This window comes from Bacillus sp. FSL K6-2841 (assembly GCF_037976435.1).
Taxonomy (GTDB): domain Bacteria; phylum Bacillota; class Bacilli; order Bacillales; family Bacillaceae; genus Bacillus; species Bacillus pumilus.
This window is the reverse complement of record NZ_CP150266.1, coordinates 1408685-1433851: the sequence shown is the minus strand read 5'-3', so window position 1 is coordinate 1433851 and position 25167 is coordinate 1408685. Positions and strand designations below refer to the sequence as shown.

Annotated in this window: 26 protein-coding genes; 10 read left to right on the top strand and 16 right to left on the bottom strand. The window is 41.0% G+C overall.

The window, feature by feature from the left end:
* Positions 1–12: 12 nt before the first annotated feature.
* Both MHH68_RS07125 and MHH68_RS07120 read right to left on the bottom strand, forming a co-directional pair.
* Positions 13–819, bottom strand: a complete 807-nt coding sequence (locus MHH68_RS07125) for an inositol monophosphatase family protein (RefSeq protein WP_061407676.1) — start codon at positions 817–819, stop codon at positions 13–15.
* Between the two features lie 133 nt (positions 820–952).
* Complete coding sequence (locus MHH68_RS07120; RefSeq protein ID WP_003211901.1) at positions 953–1141, bottom strand: hypothetical protein; 189 nt, start codon at positions 1139–1141, stop codon at positions 953–955.
* A 288-nt stretch (positions 1142–1429) separates the two neighbouring features.
* On the opposite strand from MHH68_RS07120, the gene MHH68_RS07115 reads away from it, so the two are divergent.
* The gene (locus tag MHH68_RS07115) at positions 1430–2065 is read left to right on the top strand and encodes a DUF1054 domain-containing protein (RefSeq protein ID WP_012009830.1); all 636 of its coding nucleotides are present in this window, start codon (positions 1430–1432) and stop codon (positions 2063–2065) included.
* A gap of 31 nt (positions 2066–2096) precedes the next feature.
* Here MHH68_RS07115 and MHH68_RS07110 read toward each other — a convergent pair whose 3' ends face one another.
* Positions 2097–2366, bottom strand: coding sequence for a UPF0223 family protein (locus tag MHH68_RS07110; RefSeq protein WP_339165673.1), 270 nt, complete (start codon positions 2364–2366; stop codon positions 2097–2099).
* 190 nt (positions 2367–2556) lie between these two features.
* Here MHH68_RS07110 and MHH68_RS07105 point away from each other — a divergent pair, with 190 nt between their 5' ends.
* The gene (locus MHH68_RS07105; protein ID WP_339165672.1) at positions 2557–4029 is read left to right on the top strand and encodes an aminotransferase class I/II-fold pyridoxal phosphate-dependent enzyme; all 1473 of its coding nucleotides are present in this window, start codon (positions 2557–2559) and stop codon (positions 4027–4029) included.
* Positions 4030–4072: 43 nt separating this feature from the next.
* On the opposite strand, the gene MHH68_RS07100 is transcribed toward MHH68_RS07105, so the two are convergent.
* Positions 4073–4192: a GapA-binding peptide SR1P gene (locus tag MHH68_RS07100; RefSeq protein WP_003212464.1), complete on the bottom strand. Its 120-nt coding sequence runs from the start codon at positions 4190–4192 to the stop codon at positions 4073–4075.
* Positions 4193–4508: 316 nt separating this feature from the next.
* Between MHH68_RS07100 and MHH68_RS07095 the strand changes: the two genes are divergently transcribed.
* Complete coding sequence (locus tag MHH68_RS07095) at positions 4509–4889, top strand: hypothetical protein (RefSeq protein ID WP_223250645.1); 381 nt, start codon at positions 4509–4511, stop codon at positions 4887–4889.
* Positions 4890–5007: 118 nt separating this feature from the next.
* Here MHH68_RS07095 and lpdA read toward each other — a convergent pair whose 3' ends face one another.
* The 5 genes from lpdA to MHH68_RS07070 all read right to left on the bottom strand — a co-directional run bounded on the left by lpdA (position 5008) and on the right by MHH68_RS07070 (position 11051).
* On the bottom strand, positions 5008–6420 hold the full coding sequence (gene lpdA / locus MHH68_RS07090; RefSeq protein ID WP_003211097.1) for a dihydrolipoyl dehydrogenase: 1413 nt from the start codon (positions 6418–6420) through the stop codon (positions 5008–5010).
* A 4-nt stretch (positions 6421–6424) separates the two neighbouring features.
* Positions 6425–7768 (bottom strand): dihydrolipoamide acetyltransferase family protein, encoded by a 1344-nt coding sequence (locus MHH68_RS07085; RefSeq protein ID WP_339165671.1) that lies wholly within the window; start codon positions 7766–7768, stop codon positions 6425–6427.
* Positions 7769–7875: 107 nt separating this feature from the next.
* Positions 7876–8853: a pyruvate dehydrogenase complex E1 component subunit beta gene (gene pdhB / locus MHH68_RS07080; RefSeq protein WP_012009824.1), complete on the bottom strand. Its 978-nt coding sequence runs from the start codon at positions 8851–8853 to the stop codon at positions 7876–7878.
* 3 nt (positions 8854–8856) lie between these two features.
* Complete coding sequence (gene pdhA, locus MHH68_RS07075; protein WP_007498599.1) at positions 8857–9972, bottom strand: pyruvate dehydrogenase (acetyl-transferring) E1 component subunit alpha; 1116 nt, start codon at positions 9970–9972, stop codon at positions 8857–8859.
* Positions 9973–10382: 410 nt separating this feature from the next.
* The gene (locus tag MHH68_RS07070) at positions 10383–11051 is read right to left on the bottom strand and encodes a YkyA family protein (protein WP_339165670.1); all 669 of its coding nucleotides are present in this window, start codon (positions 11049–11051) and stop codon (positions 10383–10385) included.
* A 234-nt stretch (positions 11052–11285) separates the two neighbouring features.
* Between MHH68_RS07070 and MHH68_RS07065 the strand changes: the two genes are divergently transcribed.
* The gene (locus tag MHH68_RS07065; RefSeq protein ID WP_151282361.1) at positions 11286–11471 is read left to right on the top strand and encodes a YjcZ family sporulation protein; all 186 of its coding nucleotides are present in this window, start codon (positions 11286–11288) and stop codon (positions 11469–11471) included.
* A 111-nt stretch (positions 11472–11582) separates the two neighbouring features.
* Entirely contained in the window at positions 11583–12140 is a 558-nt protein-coding gene (def, locus tag MHH68_RS07060) for a peptide deformylase (RefSeq protein ID WP_044142028.1), read from the top strand.
* A 39-nt stretch (positions 12141–12179) separates the two neighbouring features.
* Here def and MHH68_RS07055 read toward each other — a convergent pair whose 3' ends face one another.
* Positions 12180–12959 carry a Cof-type HAD-IIB family hydrolase gene (locus MHH68_RS07055; protein WP_339165669.1) on the bottom strand — a complete coding sequence of 260 codons (780 nt, stop codon included), beginning with the start codon at positions 12957–12959 and terminating at the stop codon, positions 12180–12182.
* Between the two features lie 395 nt (positions 12960–13354).
* On the opposite strand from MHH68_RS07055, the gene MHH68_RS07050 reads away from it, so the two are divergent.
* Together MHH68_RS07050 and rnjA are read left to right on the top strand one after the other, a co-directional pair.
* Positions 13355–13564 (top strand): DNA-directed RNA polymerase subunit epsilon, encoded by a 210-nt coding sequence (locus tag MHH68_RS07050; RefSeq protein WP_058014087.1) that lies wholly within the window; start codon positions 13355–13357, stop codon positions 13562–13564.
* A 5-nt stretch (positions 13565–13569) separates the two neighbouring features.
* Positions 13570–15237: a ribonuclease J1 gene (gene rnjA / locus MHH68_RS07045; RefSeq protein ID WP_012009818.1), complete on the top strand. Its 1668-nt coding sequence runs from the start codon at positions 13570–13572 to the stop codon at positions 15235–15237.
* Positions 15238–15337: 100 nt separating this feature from the next.
* On the opposite strand, the gene ade is transcribed toward rnjA, so the two are convergent.
* The 5 genes from ade to MHH68_RS07020 form a co-directional block, all read right to left on the bottom strand.
* A complete protein-coding gene (gene ade / locus MHH68_RS07040; protein WP_339165668.1) occupies positions 15338–17068 on the bottom strand; it encodes an adenine deaminase in 1731 nt (576 codons plus the stop codon).
* A gap of 261 nt (positions 17069–17329) precedes the next feature.
* Positions 17330–17998 carry a TrkA family potassium uptake protein gene (locus MHH68_RS07035; RefSeq protein ID WP_012009816.1) on the bottom strand — a complete coding sequence of 223 codons (669 nt, stop codon included), beginning with the start codon at positions 17996–17998 and terminating at the stop codon, positions 17330–17332.
* Positions 17999–18035: 37 nt separating this feature from the next.
* Positions 18036–18872 (bottom strand): gamma-glutamylcyclotransferase, encoded by an 837-nt coding sequence (locus tag MHH68_RS07030; RefSeq protein WP_339165667.1) that lies wholly within the window; start codon positions 18870–18872, stop codon positions 18036–18038.
* Between the two features lie 4 nt (positions 18873–18876).
* On the bottom strand, positions 18877–20187 hold the full coding sequence (locus tag MHH68_RS07025) for an ATP-binding protein (protein ID WP_061407655.1): 1311 nt from the start codon (positions 20185–20187) through the stop codon (positions 18877–18879).
* A 142-nt stretch (positions 20188–20329) separates the two neighbouring features.
* Positions 20330–20608 (bottom strand): AbrB/MazE/SpoVT family DNA-binding domain-containing protein, encoded by a 279-nt coding sequence (locus MHH68_RS07020; RefSeq protein WP_012009813.1) that lies wholly within the window; start codon positions 20606–20608, stop codon positions 20330–20332.
* A gap of 276 nt (positions 20609–20884) precedes the next feature.
* On the opposite strand from MHH68_RS07020, the gene mreBH reads away from it, so the two are divergent.
* The 3 genes from mreBH (at position 20885) to MHH68_RS07005 (ending at position 23439) form a co-directional block, all read left to right on the top strand.
* Positions 20885–21892 carry a rod-share determining protein MreBH gene (mreBH, locus tag MHH68_RS07015; RefSeq protein ID WP_012009812.1) on the top strand — a complete coding sequence of 336 codons (1008 nt, stop codon included), beginning with the start codon at positions 20885–20887 and terminating at the stop codon, positions 21890–21892.
* A gap of 74 nt (positions 21893–21966) precedes the next feature.
* Complete coding sequence (locus MHH68_RS07010) at positions 21967–22098, top strand: protein YkpC (RefSeq protein WP_003210922.1); 132 nt, start codon at positions 21967–21969, stop codon at positions 22096–22098.
* Positions 22099–22206: 108 nt separating this feature from the next.
* On the top strand, positions 22207–23439 hold the full coding sequence (locus tag MHH68_RS07005) for an aminopeptidase (protein ID WP_306012091.1): 1233 nt from the start codon (positions 22207–22209) through the stop codon (positions 23437–23439).
* 38 nt (positions 23440–23477) lie between these two features.
* On the opposite strand, the gene MHH68_RS07000 is transcribed toward MHH68_RS07005, so the two are convergent.
* Positions 23478–25097: an ATP-binding cassette domain-containing protein gene (locus tag MHH68_RS07000; RefSeq protein WP_003212114.1), complete on the bottom strand. Its 1620-nt coding sequence runs from the start codon at positions 25095–25097 to the stop codon at positions 23478–23480.
* Between the last annotated feature and the right edge of the window lie 70 nt (positions 25098–25167).

Sequence of the window (25167 nt, the reverse complement as noted above, 5' to 3'; positions counted from 1 at the left end):
AAGTGATTTGGTTTATTTTTTATTTTCACTGCCTTTTATGTAATCATGCAAGATTTTTTCACAAACGGATCGATTTCCGGCGACGATACTGTTTTTGTCTAGAAACGTTAGGCGTTCTCCGTGTATATTTGAGTAGACTGCCCCTACTTCATCCAAAAGCACACAGCCTGCTGCATAATCCCACGGCGCAAGCCTTAACGTGACATATGCGTCACTTCTGCCGCTTGCGATATAAGCGAGCTCAAGTGCAGCTGATCCAATCGTTCTCGTCCCTCTCACATCTCGCACAAGGCGGGCGAACGGTTTAGCATCAAAATAAGGGCTTTCGATCGCCCAGGTCGGGTTAATGCCAACAATGGCTTTTTCAATCGCTACATCTTTTAATGGAGGAAGCAGGGTATCATTCATATAAGCCCCTTCTCCTTTGATCGCATGGTAAAGCTCGTCATGAATGACGTCATAAATGAGACCGATTTTCCCAATGCCATTTTCAAATATCCCGATTGAAATGGCAAAGTTGCGTTTTTGATGGACAAAGTTCATTGTGCCATCGATTGGATCAATGATCCACACGACTCCATCCAGTGAGGTCACTTCTTCCCCTTGTCCCTCTTCACCTAAAATATGATGATCTGAAAATGTCGTTTGTATCTTTTCAATGAAAAAACGTTCTGTTTCTTTATCGATATTTGTGACAAGATCATTTGGATTTGATTTTGTTTCAATTGATAGACCTTCCTGCATGGACGCTTTAATACGGCTTCCTGCTTCTTTTACCCAAAGCTTTGCAAGACGGTCAATTTCCACCCAGTTTGTCATCAGACTGTAAACCTCTTTTCTATGTAATACCTATTTGTAATAGCATACTGATATTATGTACGTAAAAGCAAGAAAAAAGCAGCTTCATACAAAAACGAACCGATGAATTGGTTCGTTTTTACCTCACCTTGTTTTACCCTTTAAGCTGCTCCCATTCTTTTCTTAGGCGCTCAAGCTTTCGTTTGCTGCGTTCGATTTGGATGTCATCTTTTTGCTCGATGGCTTCATGAAGCGTAGAAAGCTCATAGTCCACCTCTAATCTCCACACAGCGATGCGATTCTTCTTCTCCTGTCTATACCCCTGCTTCACGATTTGCTTCATTTGGTCAACGCCCCTTCCAGAGAATGATTCATTCCTTGTCAGTTTTCATTGATAAAAAATTCAATTGATAAGAGAATTGGTTCTTGCTTATATCGTATGAAGCGATCGCATAACCGCAACGACATTCTGAAAATTGTGTCTTTACCTATTTGTTATGTACCACAAAATCGTTGTTTTTAAACGCTGCCCTACTTCCTCTACAATCTTTGATCTGACGGTGCATCTTTTTTTGAGCTTAACCCAAGCTATGATAAAATATGATCAGCGAAAGAATACAGGAGGCATACTATGAGTGAAATGCGTTTTAGAGATGAAGATTTTGAGACATTTACAGTTGACGGTTTAGATGAACGAATGACCGTATTAAAAGAAAGAGTCCGTCCAAAGCTTGAAGCACTTGGAGAACACTTTGCACCACTTCTTTCTTCTATTACAGGTGACGAAATGTTTGTACACGTCGCAAAGCATGCTAGAAGATCAGTCAATCCGCCAAATGATACGTGGGTTGCTTTTGCAAACAGCAAGCGTGGGTATAAAAAACTCCCTCATTTTCAAATTGGGCTTTGGAAAACACATGTCTTTGTATGGTTTGCTCTTATTTATGAATCTCCTGTGAAAGGCGAATATGGTCAGTTATTCGAAAAAGAACTAGATACCATTCAAAAGAAAATACCGCAAGATTTTGTTTGGTCTAAAGATCATATGAAACCAGATGTCATGCGTCACAGCGAACTCGATGCAGAACAGCTGAAAACGCTGTTTGAACGTGTCCAAACGGTGAAAAAAGCCGAGCTCCTTTGCGGTATTCAGCTGCCTAGAGAAGAAGTCGTTCAAATGAATAATGAAGAATTCTTATCAAAAATCGAAGATGCCTTCCGCACGGTGACTTATCTATACCGCTTTACACAAAAACAATCTGTATAAAAAAAACGAGCCCATCTAGGCTCGTTTTTTCTTACATACGTATCATGGCGGACTCTTCTGCCTCTCTTGCCGTTTTCACTGCACGATAAGGAGAATACCCGCTTTCCTTTTCAAACGCTGCACAATGCGTCTTTTCTTCTGCTTTTGATGGCACAATCTCTTTAAAGCGTTTATAAGTATTTAATAACTCCTGCTTCGCTATTCCTTTTTCATAGGCTTTTTCAACAGCTTGAAAAAACGAAATAACCGCAATCTTTTCCTCTGTCGTCCAGTCGACGTCCATTGGATATTGATATTCCATTTACTTGTCCCTCACTTTAACACTCATTTCTTATTTGAACTTTTATTATAGCATCTGTTCGATCAGAAACCGATTGATTTTATGCTTTACATTCCGATCAGTTCATAATATAATTCTTTTGTTTTATGCAATGAAATCTGTCGTTATTGGCACAATAATAGCAGGTATTTCGACGAAGGTGGGAAAGCAATTGTCACAACATGATACACCCTTATATACTGGACTAAAAAAACACGCAGCAACCAATCCAGTTCAATTTCACATTCCTGGCCATAAAAAAGGAGCTGGAATGGACCCTGAATTTAGAGCATTCATTGGCGACAATGCATTAAGCATTGATCTCATTAATATAGAACCTCTTGATGATTTACACTCACCTCGAGGAATGATAAAAGAAGCACAAGATTTAGCTGCTGAAGCCTTCGGTGCTGACCATACATTTTTCTGTATTCAAGGAACAAGCGGCGCCATCATGACAATGGTGATGACCGTATGCGGACCTGGAGATAAAATCATCGTTCCGCGTAACGTCCATAAATCGATTATGTCCGCGATTGTATTTTCTGGCGCAGTTCCTGTTTTTATTCATCCAGAAATAGACAAAGAGCTTGGCATCTCTCACGGCATTACACCAGAATCAGCGAAAAAAGCACTCACAGAGCATCCAGATGCAAAAGGTCTGCTTGTGATTAATCCGACGTATTTTGGCGTTTCAGCAGACTTAAAATCGATTGTAGACATTGCCCATTCATTTCATGTGCCTGTCCTTGTTGATGAAGCACACGGCGTGCATATTCATTTTCATGATAAGCTCCCGCTATCAGCCATGCAGGCAGGTGCCGACATGGCAGCAACAAGTGTTCATAAACTCGGCGGTTCCCTGACCCAGAGCTCTATTTTAAATATGAAGGAAGGGCTTATCTCAAAAGATCGCGTGCAATCGATTTTGAGCATGCTGACAACAACCTCTACTTCTTATTTGCTCTTGGCGTCACTTGATGTCGCTCGAAAGCGATTAGCCACTGAAGGAAAGGCACTTGCAGATGAAGCCATCCGATTAGCTGAATCAGCGAGAAACCGTTTGAATCAAATTGATGGCATTACGTGTATTGGTAAGGAAATACTCGGTTCAGCTTCTACGTACGATTATGATCCAACGAAATTAATTATTTCAATTAAAGACCTTGGTCTCAATGGCCATGATGTGGAAAAATGGCTGAGAGAAAGCTACCGGATTGAAGTGGAGCTTTCTGACCTTTACAACATTTTATGTATTGTGACCCCTGGTGATTCTGATGAAACAATCGATACGCTTATAATGGCTATGAAAGACATTGCTGCAGCCTCTAAAAGTGAGAGCGGCACACAAGCGGTAACTGAAGTCATGCTACCTGAGATTCCATCGCTTGCCATGACGCCGCGTGATGCCTTTTATGCCACAACTGAAGTGGTTCCGTTTAAAGAAGCAGCGGGCCGCATCATCGCAGAGTTTGTCATGGTGTACCCGCCAGGCATACCTATTTTTATACCAGGAGAGATTATCACAGAAGAAAATATCTCCTATATCTTTAAAAACATTGAAATTGGGCTCCCTGTCCAAGGACCAGAAGATTCAACGCTGGAAATGATCCGTGTCATTAAAGAACAGAAACCAATTTTATAAAAAAAAGCATGCAGCCCCAAATGGAGCTGCATGCTTTTTTTATTTATTCAGAGGCTTCATCACAGCAATGACAGTGACCACACGTTCCGTATAGTGTTGTCACTTTTTCATTTTCAAATTGATCAATGGTCTCATTGCAATCTTGACAAATAATTGTACCCACGTACATTCCCCTTTTCTTCATTCATGATTTTAAAGCGTTTAATCTATTTCATACTTCTATAATATGATGTCACATTTAAGTTGTCAACGGTTAATTGTATGGCACATTTAATTATTTTTTATGAATATGTGCTCTTTTCTTATCATATTGAGGCAACGTTTCAATTGTATTTTGCTTCATATCAATTCTGTAACAATTGAGTAACAATCGAAAATTGTCAAAAAGGACATGATACACTAGAGTGACTAACAGGTAACCAGCTCCTAAAAATGTTGGGACAACCCCAAAAGATTTTGAGGTGAATAGATTGAATTTTATGAGGACACTTCTCATTATATTCCCCATGCTCTTTGTACTTAGTTCATGCTCATTTGCGTATATCATACCGAATCAGACAGACCAAGTCAGTCATATTCAAAAACCAAGAATTCTCTTTTTTACAGACGCAGAAAATCTTGATAAAGAAAGTCCTTATTATGATGCAGTCCTCGATTTAAAGAATGAATACCCGAAGGAAATGTCAAAGATGATTGTGAAAGAAGATCGTAAAGGCTGGAAAAATGAAGTAGACGAATTGCCGGCTATTTTACTTGTAAATAATGAAAAAGTCATAGTGAAGGTTGAAGGAAATGTCAGCAGCAAAGAGGATATTTTATCGCCCTTATGCCACGCTTTAGACCGCGTGAATACAAATTAATGGTCTCACCTTGCACTTATATAATCCATATGAAAAAGCCCCTCATGAAATGAGGGGTTTTTCTCATGCAGCGCTCAAAAAAACCCTCTCCTTGATGGAAAGGGTTTTAATAAGTTCATTATTTTACGATATGGATTGGGCTTCCAATTGCTACTTCAGCCGTTTCCATTGTAATTTCACCTAAAGTTGGGTGAGCATGAATTGTCATTGCGATATCTTCAGCAGTCACTCCAGCTTCGATTGCAAGGCTTAGCTCTGAAATCATATCAGAAGCGCCAACACCTGCGATTTGTGCGCCAATCACAAGACCATCCTCTTTACGAGTGATCATCTTCATGAAGCCATCAGTTGCGTCAAGAGAAAGTGCACGTCCGTTTGCTGCGAATGGGAATTTCGCTGCAACGATGTCGATTCCTTCTTCTTTTGCTTCTGCTTCAGTGTATCCAACTGTTGCAAGTTCTGGCTCAGAGAATACAACAGCAGGAATACCAAGGTAATCAATTTCAGCTGGCTCTCCAGCGATTGCTTCAGCTGCAATTTTACCTTCGTAAGAAGCTTTGTGTGCTAGTGGTGGTCCATCAACGATGTCACCAATTGCATAGATGTTTGAAACGCTTGTACGGCATTGTTTGTCTGTTTTGACAACTCCGCGGTCAGTCAATTCAACACCAACTTGCTCAAGACCAAGCTCATCTGTGTTTGGACGACGACCAACAGTAACAAGTACGTAATCAGCATCAACTGTTTTTTCTTCACCTTTTACTTCGAACGTAACAGTGACACCATCAGATTTTTCTTCAACGCCTTTTGCAAGAGCGTTTGTATGAATTTCAACGTTTCCTTTTTTCTTCAGGTTACGTTTAACCAATGAGCTCATTTGCTTTTCGAAACCTGGAAGGATTTCGTCTCCACCTTCAAGGATGACAACTTCTGTTCCAAAGTTTGCATAAGCAGTACCAAGCTCAGTACCGATATATCCACCACCGATAACAACTAACTTCTTAGGTACTTCTTTAAGCGCTAAAGCACCAGTTGAGTTGATCACGCGGTCTGTGTATTTAAAAGTAGGCAATTCAATTGGACGAGATCCAGTTGCAAGAATTGCATTTTTGAAAGTGTAAGTCTGTGCTGAATTTTCATCCATTACACGTACAGAGTTGCTGTCTACGAAATAAGCTTCACCTTTAACGATGTCTACTTTATTTCCTTTAAGAAGACCTTGAACTCCACCTGTTAATTTGTTTACAACAGAAGCTTTCCACTCTTGAACTTTTGTGAAATCAACTGTTACGTTTTCAGCTTTGATACCCATGTCTTCAGAATGCTTAGCATTTTCAAAACGATGGCCAGCATTGATTAATGCTTTTGAAGGAATACAACCAACGTTTAGACATACACCGCCAAGTGTTCCTTTTTCAACGATTGTTACTTTTTGTCCAAGCTGTGCAGCACGAATAGCAGCTACATATCCACCAGGACCTGCACCGATGACAAGAGTATCTGTTTCGATTGGGAAATCTCCTACTACCATGACATTACGCCTCCATTAAAATTAATTGTGGATCATTCAATAAACGCTTGATGTGGTTAAGGGCATTTTGCGCAGTAGCTCCGTCAATCATACGGTGGTCAAAGCTTAGGGAAAGAGCTAAGACTGGAGCTGCAACGATTTCGCCATCACGAACAACCGCTTTTTCAGCGATACGGCCAATACCAAGGATCGCTACTTCTGGGTGGTTGATGACTGGAGTAAACCATTGTCCACCAGCAGAACCGATGTTTGTGATTGTGCAAGATGCACCTTTCATTTCAGCTGGAGCCAATTTACCATCACGTGCTTTTGTTGCAAGCTCGTTGATTTCGTTAGACACTTCGAAAATTGCTTTGCGATCTGCATTTTTCACAACTGGAACGAGCAAGCCTTTTTCAGTATCAGCTGCAATTCCGATGTTGTAGTAATGCTTTTGAACAACTTCATCTGTTTTATCATCGATAGAAGTGTTAAGTACTGGGTACTTTTTCAAAGCAGAAGTAAGAGCTTTTACAACGTAAGGCAAGTAAGTTAACTTGATTCCTTGATCAGCTGCAACTTGTTTGAATTGTTTACGATGAGCAACAAGGTTCGTTACATCAACTTCATCCATTAATGTTACGTGAGGAGCTGTATGCTTAGAGTTCACCATTGCTTTCGCGATCGCTTTGCGGATTCCGCTCATTTTCTCGCGAGTTTCTGGGAATTCTCCTTCAAGAACTGTAGCTGCTGCTGCCGCTTTAGGAGCTGCTTCTTCTTTCGCACTTTCAGCTGCTTGAGGCGCTGCTTCTTGAGCTGCAGAACCACCATTAACGAAGCTGTCGATATCTTCTTTTAACACACGTCCGTTTTTACCAGAACCTGCAACTTTGTAAATTTCAATGCCTTTTTCGCGAGCATATTTACGTACAGATGGCATAGCGATAACGCGTTTGTTTGGATCAGCATCTACTTGCTCTTGTGCGCCTGCACCAGTTGCTGCTGCCGCTTCTTCTTGTGCCACTTCTTTCTTCTCTGGCTCGTTACCAGCCTCAGCAGTACCTTGTACTTGAGCTTCAGTTTTTGCTTCGCCTTCTTCTTCGCTGCCTTTAAATTGAAGATTTTCGTAACCAGGTGCATCAAACGTAATGATTGTTTGTCCTACAGTTGCAACTGTTCCCTCTTCAACTTTTAATTCTAATACTTTTCCTTTAACAGGTGAAGGAATTTCTACAACTGCTTTATCGTTTTGTACCTCTGCTAAAACGTCATCTTCATTAATTTCGTCGTTTGGTTTTACAAACCACTTAACGATCTCACCTTCGTGGATACCTTCTCCGATGTCCGGAAGTTTAAATTCAAATGCCACTGTTTTTCGCCTCCTAGATTTTGTTGAATCCTTGTTGTGTATGTTTACACGGTCTTGTAATTGATAAAGGGGAAGAGAAATAAATTCTTTTCCCCTCAGTCATTTAATTAAAATTCAAGAACTTTCTTAGCTGTTTCAAGCACGTCTTTATGGTTTGGAAGCCATACGCTCTCAGCTTGAGAGAAAGCAAATACAGTATCAGGTGCAGCTACACGAAGTACTGGTGCTTCTAGGCTAAGGATTGCTCTGTCATTGATTTCAGCTACTACGTTTGCAGCAATACCAGCTTGTTTTTGTGCTTCTTGAACAACGATCGCACGACCTGTTTTTTCAACAGAAGCGATGATTGTTTCAATATCAAGCGGGCTTACTGTACGAAGGTCGATTACTTCAGCAGAAACGCCTTCTTTTTCAAGCTCTTCAGCAGCTTTAAGTGATTCGTGAACCATTGCACCGTAAGTGATGATTGAAAGGTCAGAACCTTCACGTTTCACGTCAGCTTTACCGATTTCAATTGTGTACTCTTCTTCAGGAACTTCCTGACGGAAAGAGCGATAAAGTTTCATATGCTCAAGGAATACAACCGGATCATTGTCGCGGATTGCAGAAATTAATAGTCCTTTTGCATCGTAAGGTGTTGAAGGAATAACCACCTTGATACCAGGCTGTTGTGCGATAAGACCTTCTAAGCTGTCAGCGTGAAGCTCAGGTGTGTGAACTCCCCCACCGAATGGAGAACGGATTGTCACTGGAGAATGCCAGCGTCCGCCAGAACGGTAACGCATACGAGCCATTTGTCCAGAAACAGAATCTAATACTTCGTAAACGAATCCGAAGAATTGAATTTCCATTACTGGGCGGAATTCTTGTAGTCCAAGGCCAATTGCAAGACCGCCAATACCAGATTCAGCAAGTGGTGTATCGAATACACGATCCTCACCAAACTCTTTTTGCAATCCTTCAGTCGCACGGAATACGCCGCCGTTTTTACCAACGTCTTCTCCGAAAACGAGAACGTTTTCGTCATTTTTCAGTTCTGTGCGTAACGCATCAGTGATCGCTTGAATCATTGTCATTTGCGCCATGGCTTACTTCGACTCCTTCTGTTTGTAAATTTCAAGCTGTTCAACTAAGTTGAATGGTTTTACATCGTACATGTTTTCAATCAAGTCAGTGACTTTTTGCTTAGGCTGTTCGTCAGCTTCTTTGATCGCTTGTTTGATTTGTTCTTTTGCATCTTCAATGACTTTATTCTCTTCTTCTTCAGACCATAGGCCTTTGTTTTCCAAGAATTTGCGGTAGCGTACCAATGGATCTTTTTGCTCCCACTCGTTTTCATCTTCTTTTGTACGATATCTTGTTGGATCGTCACCAGCCATTGTATGTGGGCCGTAACGGAATGTAAGAGTTTCGATTAATGTTGGACCTTCGCCATTAACAGCACGCTCACGAGCTTCAGCAGTTGCTGCATATACAGCTAATGCATCCATACCGTCAACTTGTACGCCTACGATACCAGCTGCAGCCGCTTTTTGTGCAATTGTTTGCGCAGCAGATTGCTTCTCAACAGGAGTAGAGATCGCATATCTGTTGTTTTGGACAACAAAAATCGCTGGCGCTTTGTAAGCCCCTGCAAAGTTAATACCTTCGTAGAAATCACCTTGTGAAGCTCCGCCATCACCAGTGTAAGTGATTGCAACAGCATTTTTACCGCGCTTTTTCAAACCAAGAGCTACACCAGCAGCTTGAATGATTTGTGCACCGATAATGATTTGTGGTGAAAGTGCATTCACATCTTCAGGCATTTGGTTACCAACAAAGTGTCCACGAGAGAACAAGAACGCTTTTGTTAATGGAAGGCCATGCCAGATTAATTGTGGTACATCACGATATCCTGGAAGAATGAAATCTTCTTTCTCAAGTGCAAAGTGAGTTGCAAGCTGAGAAGCCTCTTGTCCAGCTGTTGGCGCATAGAAGCCAAGACGTCCTTGACGGTTCAATGAAATTGAACGTTGATCTAATACTCGTGTAAACACCATACGGCGCATTAATTCTTTTAATTGGTCATCTGAGAGATCCGGCATTGCCGCTTCGTTTACGACTTCGCCTTTTTCGTTTAAAATTTGAAACGTTTCAAACTGCTTTTTGATGGCATCAAATTGCTTTTTGCTATCAACAATTGCTTTTTTTGTTTTTGCAGCCATTCTAAAGTCACCTCTTCCTTTCTTTTAACAGTCAATTTGTCGTGAATCCATTTATACATACAGATATAGGATAACCCAAAATACGCATATGACTCCTGTATATAATAGCCACTGGGATCGTTGTCGAAACATTGAATGATCACTCGTTTTTGAGTTCTTCTAACTGTATTAACGATAGTTCACAAATAACTAATACAACTTCTGTTAACAAGGACTAGTTTACAACAAGAAAAATAGTCCGTCAATTGATTTAACGGCTTTATTTAAATAAATGTATTCGCTTTACTTTTTATGGTGAGCTGTATCAATCTGTTTAACAAACAACTCTAACTGTACTAGTATAGAGTGTACTACTGTACTACAATAGAAAATGTTTGTTTTTGTCGAAAAATAAAAAAAGAGCTGTTTTTTCACCTCCTTTTCAACTCTTGATCTGCCGCTTCAGACAAAGCCTGTTTATGCTCATTCAATTGCTTTGTATATTGATTGAACTTTTTACCTTCTTTTCTGACTTTGCTATAAGAACGGTTCACTGTCTTCAACTTGGATTTCAGCTCTTTATATCCTAAGTCCTTCTTTTTTAAAGATTGATACAAATGCTGATCTTGTTTCAGCGCCTTTTGATATTCCTTGTAAAGCTGGTCATACGACGCATATCTTTTCTCGAGCGATTTGACCGTTTCATCTGCTTTTTCTTTTAAAACCGTATCTTGTATACGTCCCGCAGATTCTTTGACCGTTTTCAATTCTTTTTTCGATTCATCCATACTGTCTTTTTCTGTTTTCAAATGTTCTTCTCGTTTCGCTGCAGATGCTAACGCCTGATCAGAAAGGCTTGACACTGTTTTTGTGTGATCCTTTGTGGTTTGTATCATTTTTTTATAGAGCTGCTGTTCTTTTTTCTCATAGCTTTGCAGTGTGCCTTGCTCTTTTTCAAAAGACGCCTCTTTTTCGCTCATTTTCGTCATCGCATCTTGCATGTCATGAAATGAACTTTGACCTCCGCATCCCGTCAGCAAAAGGGTACATATCCCCGCTAAAGCAGCACCTGCTTTCATGCTTCTTCTTATTTGTTTCATCACAAGGTTCCCCCTTTATATCTCCACATACAACTATAATTTTTATAGGCGTTTGTGACAAGGAAAGAGGTCATTCTGATGAGCCGAAGAAGATTTTTTTCAAGTGATAGGCGCATGACTATACAAATAGTGCATTCATACATAGTTTATATTACACGCTTCGCCTTCACTTATGAGAGGCCGAGTGTATTTCCAAAGGAGGTCAAAAGTATGTCTAATTATAGTCATGGAAGTATGTATGGTGGATACGGCGGTTACGGGTATGGATACGGTGGCGGATATGGTGGTGGCTGTTGTTACCCAAGTTATGGCGGTGGTTACGGATACGGCGGAGGACGCACATTCGCTTTAATCGTTGTCCTTTTCATCCTATTAATCATCGTTGGCGCAGCATTCTTAGGCGGCGGTGGCTGCTGCTAATGGCTGTTTAAGCCTCTGACCGGTCTCATAGACCGGTCTTCTTTATTTCATTGCATATGTTGTGTAACATTTTATATACTTTACATACAAAGGAAATAGGAGTGAAGATTTGTGATTACCATGGAAGATATCGTACGGGACGGACATCCCGTCTTAAGACAAACAGCTGAAGCGGTCGAGCTCCCGCCGACAGAAGAGGAAAAACAGCAATTAGCTGACATGATTGAGTTCGTCAAAAATAGTCAAGATGCTGACTTGGCTGAAAAGTATGGACTCAGACCTGGCGTTGGACTCGCGGCTCCGCAAATTAATGTCAGTAAGCGAATGATCGCTGTTCACTGTGAGGATGAAGATGGAGAGGAATACAGCTATGCCCTTTTCAACCCGCGCATTGTCAGTCATTCCGTCAAAAGAGCTTATTTAACGACAGGTGAAGGCTGCTTATCTGTTGATGAAGCCATTCCTGGATTTGTCCCGCGATATCAAAAGATCAGGGTGAAGGCCACAACGCTTGAAGGAGAAGACATTGATATTCGCCTAAAAGGGTTTCCAGCCATTGTATTTCAGCATGAAATCGACCATTTAAACGGCATTATGTTTTATGATCATATTCAAAAGGATCAGCCATTCGCTGAGCCAGACAACTCTGTTGCGATCGGCAGATCATAAATTAAAAAGAAGACCCAATAACCTCAGGGTCTTCTTTTTTTATTCATCAATCAAGCCTAGATGGGTTACTGCATAGAATATGCCGTCTTCATCTACCGGCTTTGTCACAAAATCAGCCAAATCTTTTAGTTCATTCACAGCATTTCCCATGGCGACACCTGTACCAGCAAACGAAATCATCTCTCGATCGTTCAGACCGTCTCCAAAGGCAACGGTATCCTTTTGCTCGTAAGGCAGTCTTTCGATAACTCGTTTAATGCCTTCAGCTTTCGAACCGCCCTTTGGCAAGACATCTGTTGACAGCTCGTGCCACCTGACAAGATCAATTTCTTCGCGAAACGCCTCGTATTGGACTTCCTCTTCTGCCTTACAGAATAACAGCATTTGAAAAATCTCGTTTTCTTTAAAGTAAGACAAATCATGTTCAGGATGCGCTGTTTTTAAAGTCCCAATCCCCTCATGGATAAACGGATGATTTGGCACAGAAGCCTTCATCGCTTTTTCCCCCATGAAAACAAGCGGATGATCATGACGATCTGCCGTTTCATAAATTTTCTCCATCAGCTCCAGTTTAAGCGGATTGCCGTAAATGACTTCTCCCTCATACATGACATACTGACCGTTATAAGCAATAAAGGAGTCAAGCCCTAATTCCTCTAAGATAGGCTTAATTAAAAAAGGCGAACGCCCAGATGCAATGAAGAGATGATGGCCTTTTTCTTTTAATAAACGAACTGCTCTCTTCGTTGATTCAGGTATTTTTTTATCATGATCATATAAAGTACCGTCGATATCAAAGAAGATGACTTTTTTATTCATATCCCGTCTCCTGTCTCTTGTTATGTATACTCACTCCCTTTCATCATACAGAAAGATTTCTGCTTTCGAAACCAATTCCTATGAAAACGCCCATTTCCCACATATAACCATGTAACATTCAATGGAAACGTCATATAATACAAGTATAAAGAGAGAACGGAATACAAGGTCTAATCTCACTTCAATTCGAAAGGAGGCGACCTGCGATGCTTCGTCGTCTGCGCAAGAAAATTAGAAGACAATGGAAGGACATGCTTCGTAAAAAATCGATCGCTTAAAAGGATCTTCCGCACATTTGCTGAGGGTCCTTTTTTCTCAGAGACTTTTCTTATGCGCGTTTTTTTAATATAATAGAAATAGCGAGTGTAACATACGGTATTTAAGGAGAGATTTGGATGATATATAAGGTATTTTTTCAGGCAACTACTACTGAGGTACCTGTAAGAGAACACACAGATTCACTATACGTTGAAGCGGTTTCTGAAAGAGACGTACGCGATAAGTTGAAAAAACATAGCTACAACATTGAATTCATTCAGCCTGTAGACGGTGCTTTTTTAGACTATGAACGAGAAAGTGAAAATTTTAAAGTATTGGAGCTATGAGAGGAATGAAATTTGTAAAAAACGATCAGGCGGCAGTTTTTGCGCTCGGCGGTTTAGGCGAGATCGGTAAAAACACGTATGGCGTTCAATTTCAAGATGAAATCATTTTAATTGATGCTGGTATTAAGTTCCCTGAAGATGAGCTTCTTGGAATTGACTACGTCATCCCTGACTATACGTACTTAGTTAAAAACGAAGATAAAATCAAAGGTCTTTTCATCACTCACGGACATGAAGACCACATCGGCGGTATCCCTTACCTTCTCAAGCAAGTGAATATTCCAGTTTACGGCGGCAAACTCGCAATCGGCCTACTTCGTAATAAATTGGAAGAGCACGGTCTCTTGAGACAGACAAAACTTCACATTTTTGAAGAAGAAGATACCATTAAATTTAGAAAAACAGCTGTGTCTTTCTTTAGAACAACACACAGTATTCCAGATTCTTATGGAATTGTCGTGAAGACACCTCCTGGTAACATCGTACATACAGGTGATTTCAAGTTTGACTTTACGCCTGTTGGCGAGCCTGCCAACTTAACAAAAATGGCTGAAATCGGGAAAGAAGGCGTTCTATGTCTTTTATCCGATAGTACAAACAGTGAAATTCCAGAATTTACGATGTCTGAAAGACGCGTAGGTGAAAGCATTGATGACATTTTTAGAAAAGTCGACGGCCGTATCATCTTTGCTACGTTTGCTTCAAACATTCACAGACTTCAGCAAGTGATCGAGTCCGCTGTTGCCAATGGCCGAAAAGTTGCGGTGTTTGGACGAAGTATGGAGTCTGCTATTGATATTGGACAAGATCTTGGCTACATTAAATGTCCAAAAAACACGTTCATTGAACACAATGAAATCAACCGTCTACCAGCAAACAAAGTGACGATTCTTTGTACTGGGAGCCAAGGTGAGCCGATGGCTGCTCTTTCTCGTATTGCAAACGGCACTCACCGCCAGATTTCGATTAATCCTGGAGACACTGTTGTCTTCTCATCTTCACCGATTCCGGGTAACAATATTAGTGTAAGCCGCACCATTAACCAGCTGTACCGTGCTGGCGCTGAGGTCATTCATGGCTCACTTAATAATATTCATACATCTGGTCACGGCGGACAAGAAGAACAAAAGCTGATGCTCCGTTTAATTAAACCAAAATTCTTTATGCCGATTCACGGTGAATACCGCATGCAAAAAACGCATATTAAACTGGCGAATGATTGCGGAATTCCTGAGGAAAACTGCTTTATCATGGATAATGGTGAAGTTCTTGCACTAAAAGGTGACGAAGCAAGTGTCGCTGGCAAAATTCCATCAGGTAACGTGTATATCGACGGAAGCGGAATTGGCGATATCGGGAATATCGTCTTAAGAGACCGCCGCATTCTTTCAGAAGAAGGTCTTGTCATTGTAGTCGTCAGCATGGACATGAAAGAATTCAAAATCTCTGCTGGTCCTGATCTCATCTCAAGAGGCTTTGTCTACATGAGAGAATCTGGCGACCTCATTAACGACGCACAAGATCTCATTTCAAAGCATCTTGAAAAAGTAATGGAACGTAAGACAACTCAGTGGTCTGAAATTAAGAACGAAATTACGGACACACTTGCTCCTTTCCTTTACGAAAAAACAAGACGCCGCCCAATGATCTTACCGATTATTATGGAAGTGTAATCAAAAAAGAGACACAAGGCCGACTGGCTGTGTCTCTTTTTTTCATCAAGTATTAAAAAAAGCCGCATATATACATCGTACACATGCGGTTTCTCACTTTTTATGATTGAATTGGGAGGTGCTGAAAGCTTCTGACATCAAACAAGCCCTTTGTCGTCATTTTCACATCAGGAATGACTGGAAGTGCCAAGAAGGACAGCGTCAAAAACGGATTAAAGTCTAAGGAAAAACCAGTTTCTTTTAGCGCTTCATGAAGTGTATGAAGGCTTTCATTGACGAGATGTGCCGGCTGATCTGACAACAAACCAGAGATTGGTAATGGCAGCGTATGAAGTGACTGCCCTTCTTTCACAACAGTCAAACCGCCGCCTGCTTCTTTTAACGCCTCAATCGCTTTGATGATATCAGCATCATTTGTACCAACTGCAATTAAGTTATGTGAATCATGTGCAACTGTTGTTGCAATCGCGCCCTGTTTGATGCCGAAGCCGCTGACAATCCCTACGCCCATTTCAGATAAACCTTGATGACGTTCAACAAGCACCATTTTCAATACATCTCTGCCTGTATCACTTGTAAATTGTCCGTTCATTTCTGAAGGAGAGACTTGTTCTAACTTTGTTTCAAGCTGATTCGGAATAATACGGATGACATTCATATGTTGATCGCCTGTGATAGGTAGTGCAATGTCTTCCTTTTGAACATCTACGGCATGAACAGATTGTAATAATGCCGGGCTCGGTGCAATCTTTTCGACACTCGGCTTATACTCTCCGTTCTGTGCAACCAATCGACCTGCGATAAATACACTTGTAATATCTACATGATGAAAGTCTGAGACAAGCATAAAATCAGCATCATAGCCTGGTGCAATGGCTCCCTTTGTTTTAAGACCAAAACACTCTGCGGCATTTAAGCTTCCCATTTGATAGGCTAAAAATGGATCTAAGCCTTCTTTTATGGACATCCGTACTTGCTCGTCAATACTTCCCTGTGCCATTAAATCATCCAAATGTTTATCATCTGTACAAAAGAAAAAGCGTCTCGCATTCTTCTCATTCACTGCTGGTAAAACATTTTTCACGTTTTTGGCAACAGATCCTTCTCTCAGCATCACATAGATGCCTCTTTTCACACGCTCAAGGGCTTCCTGTGCTGTTGTCACCTCATGGTCTGTTTGGACACTCGCTGTCCGGTAGACGTTGATTAATCGATCTGTTAAGCCTGCTAGATGGCCATCAATCAGTTTATTCTCGTTTTGAGCATCAAGCAGCTTTTGAAGCATATCTTCTTCTGCCTGCTCCACACCAACATAGTCCATCACCTCAGCAAGACCAAGCACTTCCTTTTCTTGATAAAGAGGTTTTAAATCTTGCGCTTTTAACGTAGCACCTGATCGTTCAAAACTGACTGCCGGTACACAAGATGGCAGCATGAAATAAATATGTAAGGCAGCTTTCCTCGCTTCTTCCAGCATAAAACGGATGCCTGTTATACCTGACACATTGGCGATTTCATGCGGATCTGTTACAACAGTTGTCACGCCGTGAGGAACGACAGCTTTGGAGAATTCAGCAGGGGTCACCATAGAAGACTCGATATGAACGTGGCCATCAATAAAACCAGGCACAAGCATTTGACCTGATGCATCTAGCTCCTGTTCTCCCTCGTACTCTCCTATCCCAACGATTTGTCCATTTTCAACAGCGACATCTGCGTCTATCCATTCCTGGTTAAACACATCCATGACTTTCGCATGTTTAATCACGAGGGCTGCTTTTTTTCTCTTTGCTGCTACCTCAATTTGATGTCTGAAAAGCTCCTTATCCAACGACACTGCCTCCTCCAAGTAAACAATATAATGTTTCTTATCGTAAACGAATCTGTTTGCCCAGTCAATGACATTTAGAGAAAATCAACCATATCAAAACACTGATTTTTATTTCTGAATAGTGATAATTGCATGAAAAATATCACGACTTATTTTTGCGGTTATACAGAACAACGCAGCCCTTTTCAATGTCTATTTTCATCTCAATGTCCACCTGTCATGAACACATTCATGTAAAAAAACACCCCGTCATCGGAGTGTTTAATAATCGTTCTGCATTTCTCGTTTTTCAAAGCGTCCTATATCGGCTACTGCCCCAATGACAATGAGGATATCTTCTTTTTGAATCATTTCATCAGCCAGCGGGGAAACAATGACTTCCTTACCGCGCTTAATCGCAACAATATTGATACCGTATCTTGCCCTAATATCAAGATCTAAAAGGGAATGCCCTGCAAGCCTGTTGTTTGCAACAATCTCAATCAGGCTGTACTCATCTGACAGCTCAAGGTAATCAAGCACGTTATTTGAAATGATTTTATGTGCAATCCGTCTCCCCATATCTCGCTCTGGATGAACGACGCGATCCGCTCCAATTTTGTTGAGTACCTTTTCATGATAATCATTTTGCGCTTTCACAGTGACCATTTTGACGCCAAGCTCTTTCAGCATAATCGTTGTTAAAATACTTGCCTGAATGTTTTCGCCAATTGCAACGATGACATGATCAAAATTGCGAATACCAAGATTTTTTAAAACGTTTTCGTCCGTCGAATCACCAATCACCGCATGTGAGGCGATTTTCGCATACTCGTTTACTCGATCTTCATTCATATCCATTGCCATGACTTCAAGTCCTTCTTCACTCAGCGCCTTGCAAATACTTCCACCAAAGCGTCCAAGACCAATGACTGCATATTCCTTTTTCATGTTCAGACTCCTTTTATCTCACTTACCATGCATTTTACTACGGTTTGATTAATGAATCCATATGTGAACGAATTTTTTTGCGGAACGCTTCACTTAAGTAAAGATCTGCTCCTTTTTCGATTTCACTGCGATAATGAGCTGGCGGAGCGATTTCTTCTCTTTTTTGAAGCACAAGAAAGGTTAAACAGTCCTCGTAAATTTGATCACCTATTTTGACATCGACAAATGCTGGACGATATGTACCTTCATATACTCCTTCTCGTTTATACAAATAACGAATGGCATCAAAAGGAACTTCATATAAAACACCCTCTGTTTCGCCGCCATCTTCTACCATATCAGCTCTTGATCCATCTGGCCTCACCAATGTAAATCTCGTAGTAAAACCATTTAGTACACCACCGCCGATGATTTGTTTAAAGTGATGATCGACTTCTGCGAGCTTAAACCTAGCATTATCCATGCAGGAGCCATAGGCAAAATAATAGAAGGTTGATGGCTTCTGCTGCCAAAGTTGATAAGCTTTCCAGCACCCTCTCTTTATTTCTTTCAGCGCTGATGCCTTCTGCTCTGGCAAAGTGTATGTCACGGCTGCTACCTGACCTTGATCCGTCATGATATTGATTTCCTGCTTGTCATACCCTTCCTCTAGTACGTCTATCTTATTCAACGTGTCAGCGGTTACCTCGTACAATTCCCCGAATACAGTGCCTTTTTCTGCAGGAACACACGCTGGATATCCTTGACCTGTATCGTAGATCCTTCCACTCATCCAAGCGGATTTAGCTAATAGTTTGTTTTCCTTCATGTACGTTTCGTGATGCTCTTCATGCTGCAATAGCGTCCCATATACAAATAAAGCTTTTACCGTCATGACTTCACGTCCTCTCAACTTGCTGCTGTCTGCTTTTTTGACACACAGGCAAATAAATATGAAAAGCTGTGCCTTTTCCAAGCTCACTTGACACGTCCATTCTTCCTTGATGATCTTTTAAAATTGTCGCACAGATGGTCAGACCAAGCCCTGTCCCTTCTTTTTTCGTGGAAAAGAAAGGATCATATATTTTTTGAATATCTTCTTCAGACATCCCTTTTCCTTCATCTTGAATGGTAATCTTCCATTCATTCAATACTTTTTCTGTAGATATGTATATGCTGCCACCTTCAGGCATTGCCTCAATCGCATTTTTGATTAAATTAATGAACAGCTGCTTCATTTGGTTAGCGTCTGCTAGGATTGCGCCGGCATCCTGCCTTTTAAATGGCTGCTTGAGATCAATATTTGAAAGAACGGCATTTGTTTTTAATAAAGTAATCACTTGTTCTAGAAGCTCATGAAGCTGGACCTCTTGAAAATGGACCGATTGAGGCTTAGCCAATACAAGCAGCTCACTTAAAACAAAATCAATCCGTTTAATTTCAGAAAAGATAATGTCAAAATAATCGGTTCTTTCAGGATATTGAGTCTTCATCAGCTGCAAAAAACCATTAACTGATGTCAGTGGATTTCTGACTTCATGGGCGATTCCAGCGGCTATTTGTCCAGCGACGGCCAGCTTTTGCGCCTGCATTTGCAATTGCTGATTGGATCTTTCAAGCTCAAGCTTTGCCTGCTTTTGTTTCGTAATATCAGCTACCGTTCCAATTCCTCCGGTAAACTGGTGGTGCTCATCAAAATAAAGCTTGTAATGAACATCTCCCCACACCTTCTTTCCCTCTTTATGGAGAAGCTGCAGTTCTACACGCCCCGCATCCTTATGCTCCTTGATCACAGACAATAAATGCTGGACCACGCGTTCCTCTTGATCAAAGTACTGATTGTACATGGTGCCTAGACATTCATCGATGTCATAGCCCGTCATTTGTGTCCATGCTTGATTTAAGAAAATAATTTCACCTTTTTCGTTTGTTTCAAAGACGATTTCTTGCAAGTTATCTGTGATTCGATTCAGCCGCTCTGTCAGTTCGTGTGCTTCTTTCTCTCTCGTATTTAAGTCTGACACAAGTAGATTTAGGCGGTCTACATAGCCTGAGACAACCCAGATTCCTGTTAGAACCAGGACTGTAAAGGCTAGATCGAGTGGCCAATTAATTTGATAGCCACCTAAATAATAAAAGAAATCCCAGCTTAAAATTAAAATAAATGCAAGAACAGATAACACGATCCGCACTTGATATGTTTTGTTCAAATGATTCCACCTGCCGCCCTGAGATTCTTTGTCAATTGTACCATTTTCCACTTGTTTTTTGAGGGAGATGGGGCATTTTTAAGGAACTTTTTCAGAAAAAAAGCCTGTTCTCAGCACAAAGGAAGAGAACAGGCTTTTTTCATTACTGCTGAAGAGCTTCTTGAAGTTCTTTTAACAGTAATTCTGCGCCTTCAGCGCTTAATGTAATTTGACCATTTCCATAATCATGGTTCTCTGATGTAATCTCACCAGTCATGAGGCAAACTCCCTCTGGCTGATATTTTTTCAAGACGATTTTATCCCCATCTATAAAAAATTCCATACTGTCCTTAATAGCAATATCAAGTGCTCTTCTTAATTCGATTGGCATCACAATACGCCCTAGTTCGTCTACTTTTCTTACGACTCCGATAGATTTCAAATTCGTTCCCTCTTTCTTTCATTAGCTCAAGATCAATCTGTTTTTCACCAATTGATATATCGTAGACGTAAGAGATTCTCAAAAGGTTTCTCTTCTATAAAAATTTTTTTCACAAAAGAAAAAACAAAGGGAAAATTTATTGTGATTGTCAAAATGATACTCGAATTTTACAAGTTCATTTCAAGGTCATCACAAACCCCCACAAATGACCTCACCCCCCTGAACTTTTAAATGTAAAATTGTTTAAAACAGCAAAAATAGAGATTGGGTGAAAACATGTTTCAAAATGCCGAAATTGGAATTGATTTAGGAACAGCTAACATATTGGTTTATAGTAAAAATAAGGGGATTATTTTGAATGAACCGTCCGTCGTGGCAGTCGATACAGAAACAAAAACTGTACTTGCCGTCGGAACAGAAGCAAAAGAAATGATTGGGAAAACACCTGGGAAAATTGTGGCGATCCGTCCGATGAAAGACGGTGTCATCGCTGATTATGATATGACAACAGATTTACTCAAACAAATCATGAAAAAAGCAGGAAAAAATATCGGATTTACCTTCAGAAAACCAACGGTCGTCGTATGTACACCTTCTGGTTCCACAGCTGTTGAGCGCCGTGCCATCAGTGATGCTGTGAAAAACTGCGGAGCAAAGCACGTGCATTTAATCGAAGAACCTGTTGCAGCCGCAATCGGCGCTGATCTTCCAGTAGATGAGCCTGTTGCAAACGTCGTAGTTGATATTGGCGGAGGAACAACGGAAGTTGCTATCATTTCGTTTGGCGGCGTTGTCTCTTGTCATTCCATTCGAATTGGCGGAGATCAGCTGGATGAAGATATCATTACGTTTGTGCGAAAGAAATATAACCTATTAATCGGCGAACGGACAGCTGAGCAGGTGAAAATGGAAATTGGTTATGGTCTCATTGAGCATGAGCCAGAGTCATTAGAAGTACGTGGACGTGATCTAGTGACAGGTCTTCCAAAAACAATCACACTTGAATCTCATGAAATTCAAGGAGCCATGCGAGAGTCACTTCTTCATATTTTAGAGGCGATTCGTGCAACATTAGAGGACAGCCCTCCAGAGCTTAGTGGTGACATCGTAGACCGCGGCGTGATCTTAACTGGTGGTGGCGCTTTGTTAAACGGGATTCAAGAATGGCTCTCACAGGAAATTGTCGTTCCAGTTCATATTGCAGCAAATCCACTTGAATCTGTCGCAATCGGAACAGGTCGTTCACTAGAAGTCATTCATAAATTGCAAAAAACATTAAAATAATCTTCTTGTTCTACTTCTTTTTTTATCATTTCGATCATATCGTGAGGAATGGATAAACGTGAAGGAGGAAGAACATGTTGCTTGATTTAGGTAAACGGGTTGTTGTCACAGTCATTTTAACGGGTATTATCTTAGGAGGAATGAGCCTGTCATTTTCACATATGCCCCCTTCTAACGCACAGCCTGTGAAACAACTGAACCGCTAAAAAAGCCGCATGAAAGCGGCTTTTTTATTTTGGCTTTTCGCGTGCTCCCCATTTTCCTTTTCGGTCTTAAATCTGATATGATGAACATGACTAAAGGAGGGTTTTTTTATGAGTTCATTTGAAAAACAACTAGATCAATATGCGAAGACCATCGTTGAAGTAGGTGTGAATGTTCAAAAAGAACAAGAAGTCGTCGTATCTGCATCTACTGATTCTGCAGACCTTGTTCGTCTTGTCGCGAAACATGCATATGAGCGCGGGGCGAAAAACGTACATATCCGCTGGGCTGACGGTGTTCTTGCTCGTTTAAAATATGAGCACGCACCGCAGGATGTGTTTGAGCAATTCCCAGAATGGGAAGCACAGATGATGGAAACCATCGCAAAACGCGGCGGCGCTTTTATCACGATCTTGTCAGAAAGCCCTGACCTTCTGCGAGGCATTGATTCGAAAAAAATCGCTGCACAGCAAAAAGCCGCTGGATCTGCCCTTCATACATATCGCCAATACGTTCAATCAGACAAAGTGGCTTGGACGGTTGTAGGCGCTGCATCAAAAGATTGGGCGAAAAAGATTTTCCCTGACCATACAGATGAAGAAGCTGTCGCTTTATTATGGGAACAAATCTTTAAAGTCGCTCGCGCTGATCAAGCGGATCCTGTGGAGGCTTGGAAAAAGCACGATGAGTCGCTAAATGAAAAGGTCAAAATCCTAAATGAGCGCCACTACCACAAGCTTCATTATGATGCTCCTGGCACTGATTTAACGATTGAGCTCCCTGAAAAGCACATTTGGGTAGGTGCCGGCAGCGTGAGTGAGCGCGGCGTCTCTTTCATGGCTAACATGCCAACAGAAGAAGTCTTTACCGTACCTAAAAAAGATGGTGTAAATGGGACAGTCTCAAGCACAAAACCGCTCAGCTATGCAGGAAATATCATTGATGAGTTTACTTTAACATTTGAAAATGGCCGAATTGTCGATGTGAAAGCGAAGGAAGGCGAAGACATTTTAACTTCGCTCGTTGAAACAGATGAAGGCTCTCATTATCTAGGTGAAGTTGCTCTCGTACCAGATGATTCACCAATCTCAAACTCGAATATTCTCTATTACAATACCCTTTATGATGAAAACGCATCGAACCACCTTGCCATCGGCAGCGGATATGCGTTCAATATCGAAGGCGGAAAAGAGATGAATCGTGAAGAATTGGATGCAGCTGGTGTAAACAACAGTATTACACACGTCGATTTCATGATTGGTTCAAAGGAAATGAATATTGACGGTATTACTAAAGACGGGAAACGCGAACCGATCTTCCGTAATGGAAACTGGGCGATTTAACCAAAAAAAGACATCCACAAGTGGATGTCTTTTCTTATTTACGCATAAAGCTCAACGAGTCTCTTTTGAATCTCTTGATCTGATAAGAACTCATCATATGTTGTTTGTTTATCGACGATGCCATTTGGCGTCACTTCGATGATACGGTTTGCCACTGTTTCAACAAACTGATGGTCATGAGATGAGAAGAGCATCGCTCCTTTAAAGCTCATTAAACCGTTATTCAGCGCCGTAATGGATTCTAGGTCTAAGTGGTTCGTCGGCTCATCTAGAAGCAGTACATTCGCTCCTGACAGCATCATTTTTGATAACATACAACGAACCTTTTCTCCTCCTGATAAGACGCTTGCTTTTTTCTTTACTTCTTCCCCAGAGAAAAGCATACGTCCTAAGAATCCGCGTAAGAAGCTTTCGCTTTGATCATTAGGAGAATACTGGCGAAGCCAATCCACTAGATCGACATCGTTTCCTTCAAAGTATTCACTATTGTCTTTCGGGAAAAAGGCTTGAGATGTTGTGACGCCCCATTTATATGTCCCGCTGTCTGGCTCCATCTCACCAGCAAGAATTTTAAATAAAGTAGACACAGCAAGCTCATTACGGCTTAGGAACGCAATTTTATCCTCGCGATTCATAATAAAGCTGACGTTATCAAGTACTTTCACACCGTCAATTGTTTTCGATAGACCTTCTACTTGAAGGACATCATTCCCGATTTCGCGCTCTGGCGCAAAATGGACATACGGATATTTACGTGAAGATGGCTTAATATCGTCTAAAGAGATTTTATCAAGCAATTTCTTTCTTGACGTCGCTTGCTTCGATTTAGAAGCATTCGCACTGAACCGGGCAACGAACTCTTGAAGCTGCTTAATTTGCTCTTCTTTTTTCTTATTTGCATCTTGGCTGAGTTTCAGCGCTAGCTGGCTGGACTCATACCAGAAATCATAGTTTCCGACATATACTTGAATTTTTCCGAAGTCTAGGTCCGCAATATGTGTACATACTTTGTTTAAGAAGTGACGGTCATGCGAAACGACGATGACGGTATTTTCAAAATGAATAAGGAACTCTTCCAGCCACTGGATGGCTTGTAAGTCCAAGTGGTTTGTTGGCTCATCCAGAAGAAGGACGTCAGGCTTACCAAATAAAGCTTGGGCTAGTAGTACTTTAACCTTTTCAGAACCACCAAGCTCAGACATTTTCTTCGATTGAAGGCTCTCTGGAATGCCAAGACCTTTTAGTAAGATCGCTGCTTCACTTTCTGCTTCCCAGCCGTTTAACTCAGCGAACTCACCTTCAAGCTCTGCTGCACGAATCCCGTCTTCATCTGAGAAATCAGGTTTCATATAGATCGCATCTTTCTCCTGCATCACATCATATAAACGTTTATGACCCATCATGACGACTTTTAATACTTCAAATTCTTCGTATTCAAAGTGGTTCTGTTTTAAGATCGCTAAACGCTCACCAGGGCTCATATGAACATCGCCCGTCTGAGCCTCAATTTCACCTGAAAGAATCTTTAGAAACGTTGATTTCCCAGCTCCATTGGCACCAATTAAACCGTAGCAGTTGCCAGGAGTGAATTTAATGTTTACTTCTTCAAATAGTTTACGATCAGCAAAACGTAAACTAACATTATTTACTGCAATCATTTATTAATCCTCCATCACTCATTCATCATTATGAAGTATAACATGAATAACGTTTGATAGAAACGTCTCT

Coding starts and splice junctions, on each gene's coding strand:
- MHH68_RS07125 (WP_061407676.1), bottom strand. CDS start 819: ATGACAAACTGGGTGGAAATTGACCGTCTTGCAAAGCTTTGGGTAAAA.
- MHH68_RS07120 (WP_003211901.1), bottom strand. CDS start 1,141: ATGAAGCAAATCGTGAAGCAGGGGTATAGACAGGAGAAGAAGAATCGC.
- MHH68_RS07115 (WP_012009830.1), top strand. CDS start 1,430: ATGAGTGAAATGCGTTTTAGAGATGAAGATTTTGAGACATTTACAGTT.
- MHH68_RS07110 (WP_339165673.1), bottom strand. CDS start 2,366: ATGGAATATCAATATCCAATGGACGTCGACTGGACGACAGAGGAAAAG.
- MHH68_RS07095 (WP_223250645.1), top strand. CDS start 4,509: ATGAGGACACTTCTCATTATATTCCCCATGCTCTTTGTACTTAGTTCA.
- lpdA (WP_003211097.1), bottom strand. CDS start 6,420: ATGGTAGTAGGAGATTTCCCAATCGAAACAGATACTCTTGTCATCGGT.
- pdhB (WP_012009824.1), bottom strand. CDS start 8,853: ATGGCGCAAATGACAATGATTCAAGCGATCACTGATGCGTTACGCACA.
- pdhA (WP_007498599.1), bottom strand. CDS start 9,972: ATGGCTGCAAAAACAAAAAAAGCAATTGTTGATAGCAAAAAGCAATTT.
- MHH68_RS07070 (WP_339165670.1), bottom strand. CDS start 11,051: ATGAAACAAATAAGAAGAAGCATGAAAGCAGGTGCTGCTTTAGCGGGG.
- MHH68_RS07065 (WP_151282361.1), top strand. CDS start 11,286: ATGTATGGTGGATACGGCGGTTACGGGTATGGATACGGTGGCGGATAT.
- MHH68_RS07055 (WP_339165669.1), bottom strand. CDS start 12,959: ATGAATAAAAAAGTCATCTTCTTTGATATCGACGGTACTTTATATGAT.
- MHH68_RS07050 (WP_058014087.1), top strand. CDS start 13,355: ATGATATATAAGGTATTTTTTCAGGCAACTACTACTGAGGTACCTGTA.
- rnjA (WP_012009818.1), top strand. CDS start 13,570: ATGAAATTTGTAAAAAACGATCAGGCGGCAGTTTTTGCGCTCGGCGGT.
- MHH68_RS07035 (WP_012009816.1), bottom strand. CDS start 17,998: ATGAAAAAGGAATATGCAGTCATTGGTCTTGGACGCTTTGGTGGAAGT.
- MHH68_RS07030 (WP_339165667.1), bottom strand. CDS start 18,872: ATGACGGTAAAAGCTTTATTTGTATATGGGACGCTATTGCAGCATGAA.
- mreBH (WP_012009812.1), top strand. CDS start 20,885: ATGTTTCAAAATGCCGAAATTGGAATTGATTTAGGAACAGCTAACATA.
- MHH68_RS07010 (WP_003210922.1), top strand. CDS start 21,967: ATGTTGCTTGATTTAGGTAAACGGGTTGTTGTCACAGTCATTTTAACG.
- MHH68_RS07005 (WP_306012091.1), top strand. CDS start 22,207: ATGAGTTCATTTGAAAAACAACTAGATCAATATGCGAAGACCATCGTT.
- MHH68_RS07000 (WP_003212114.1), bottom strand. CDS start 25,097: ATGATTGCAGTAAATAATGTTAGTTTACGTTTTGCTGATCGTAAACTA.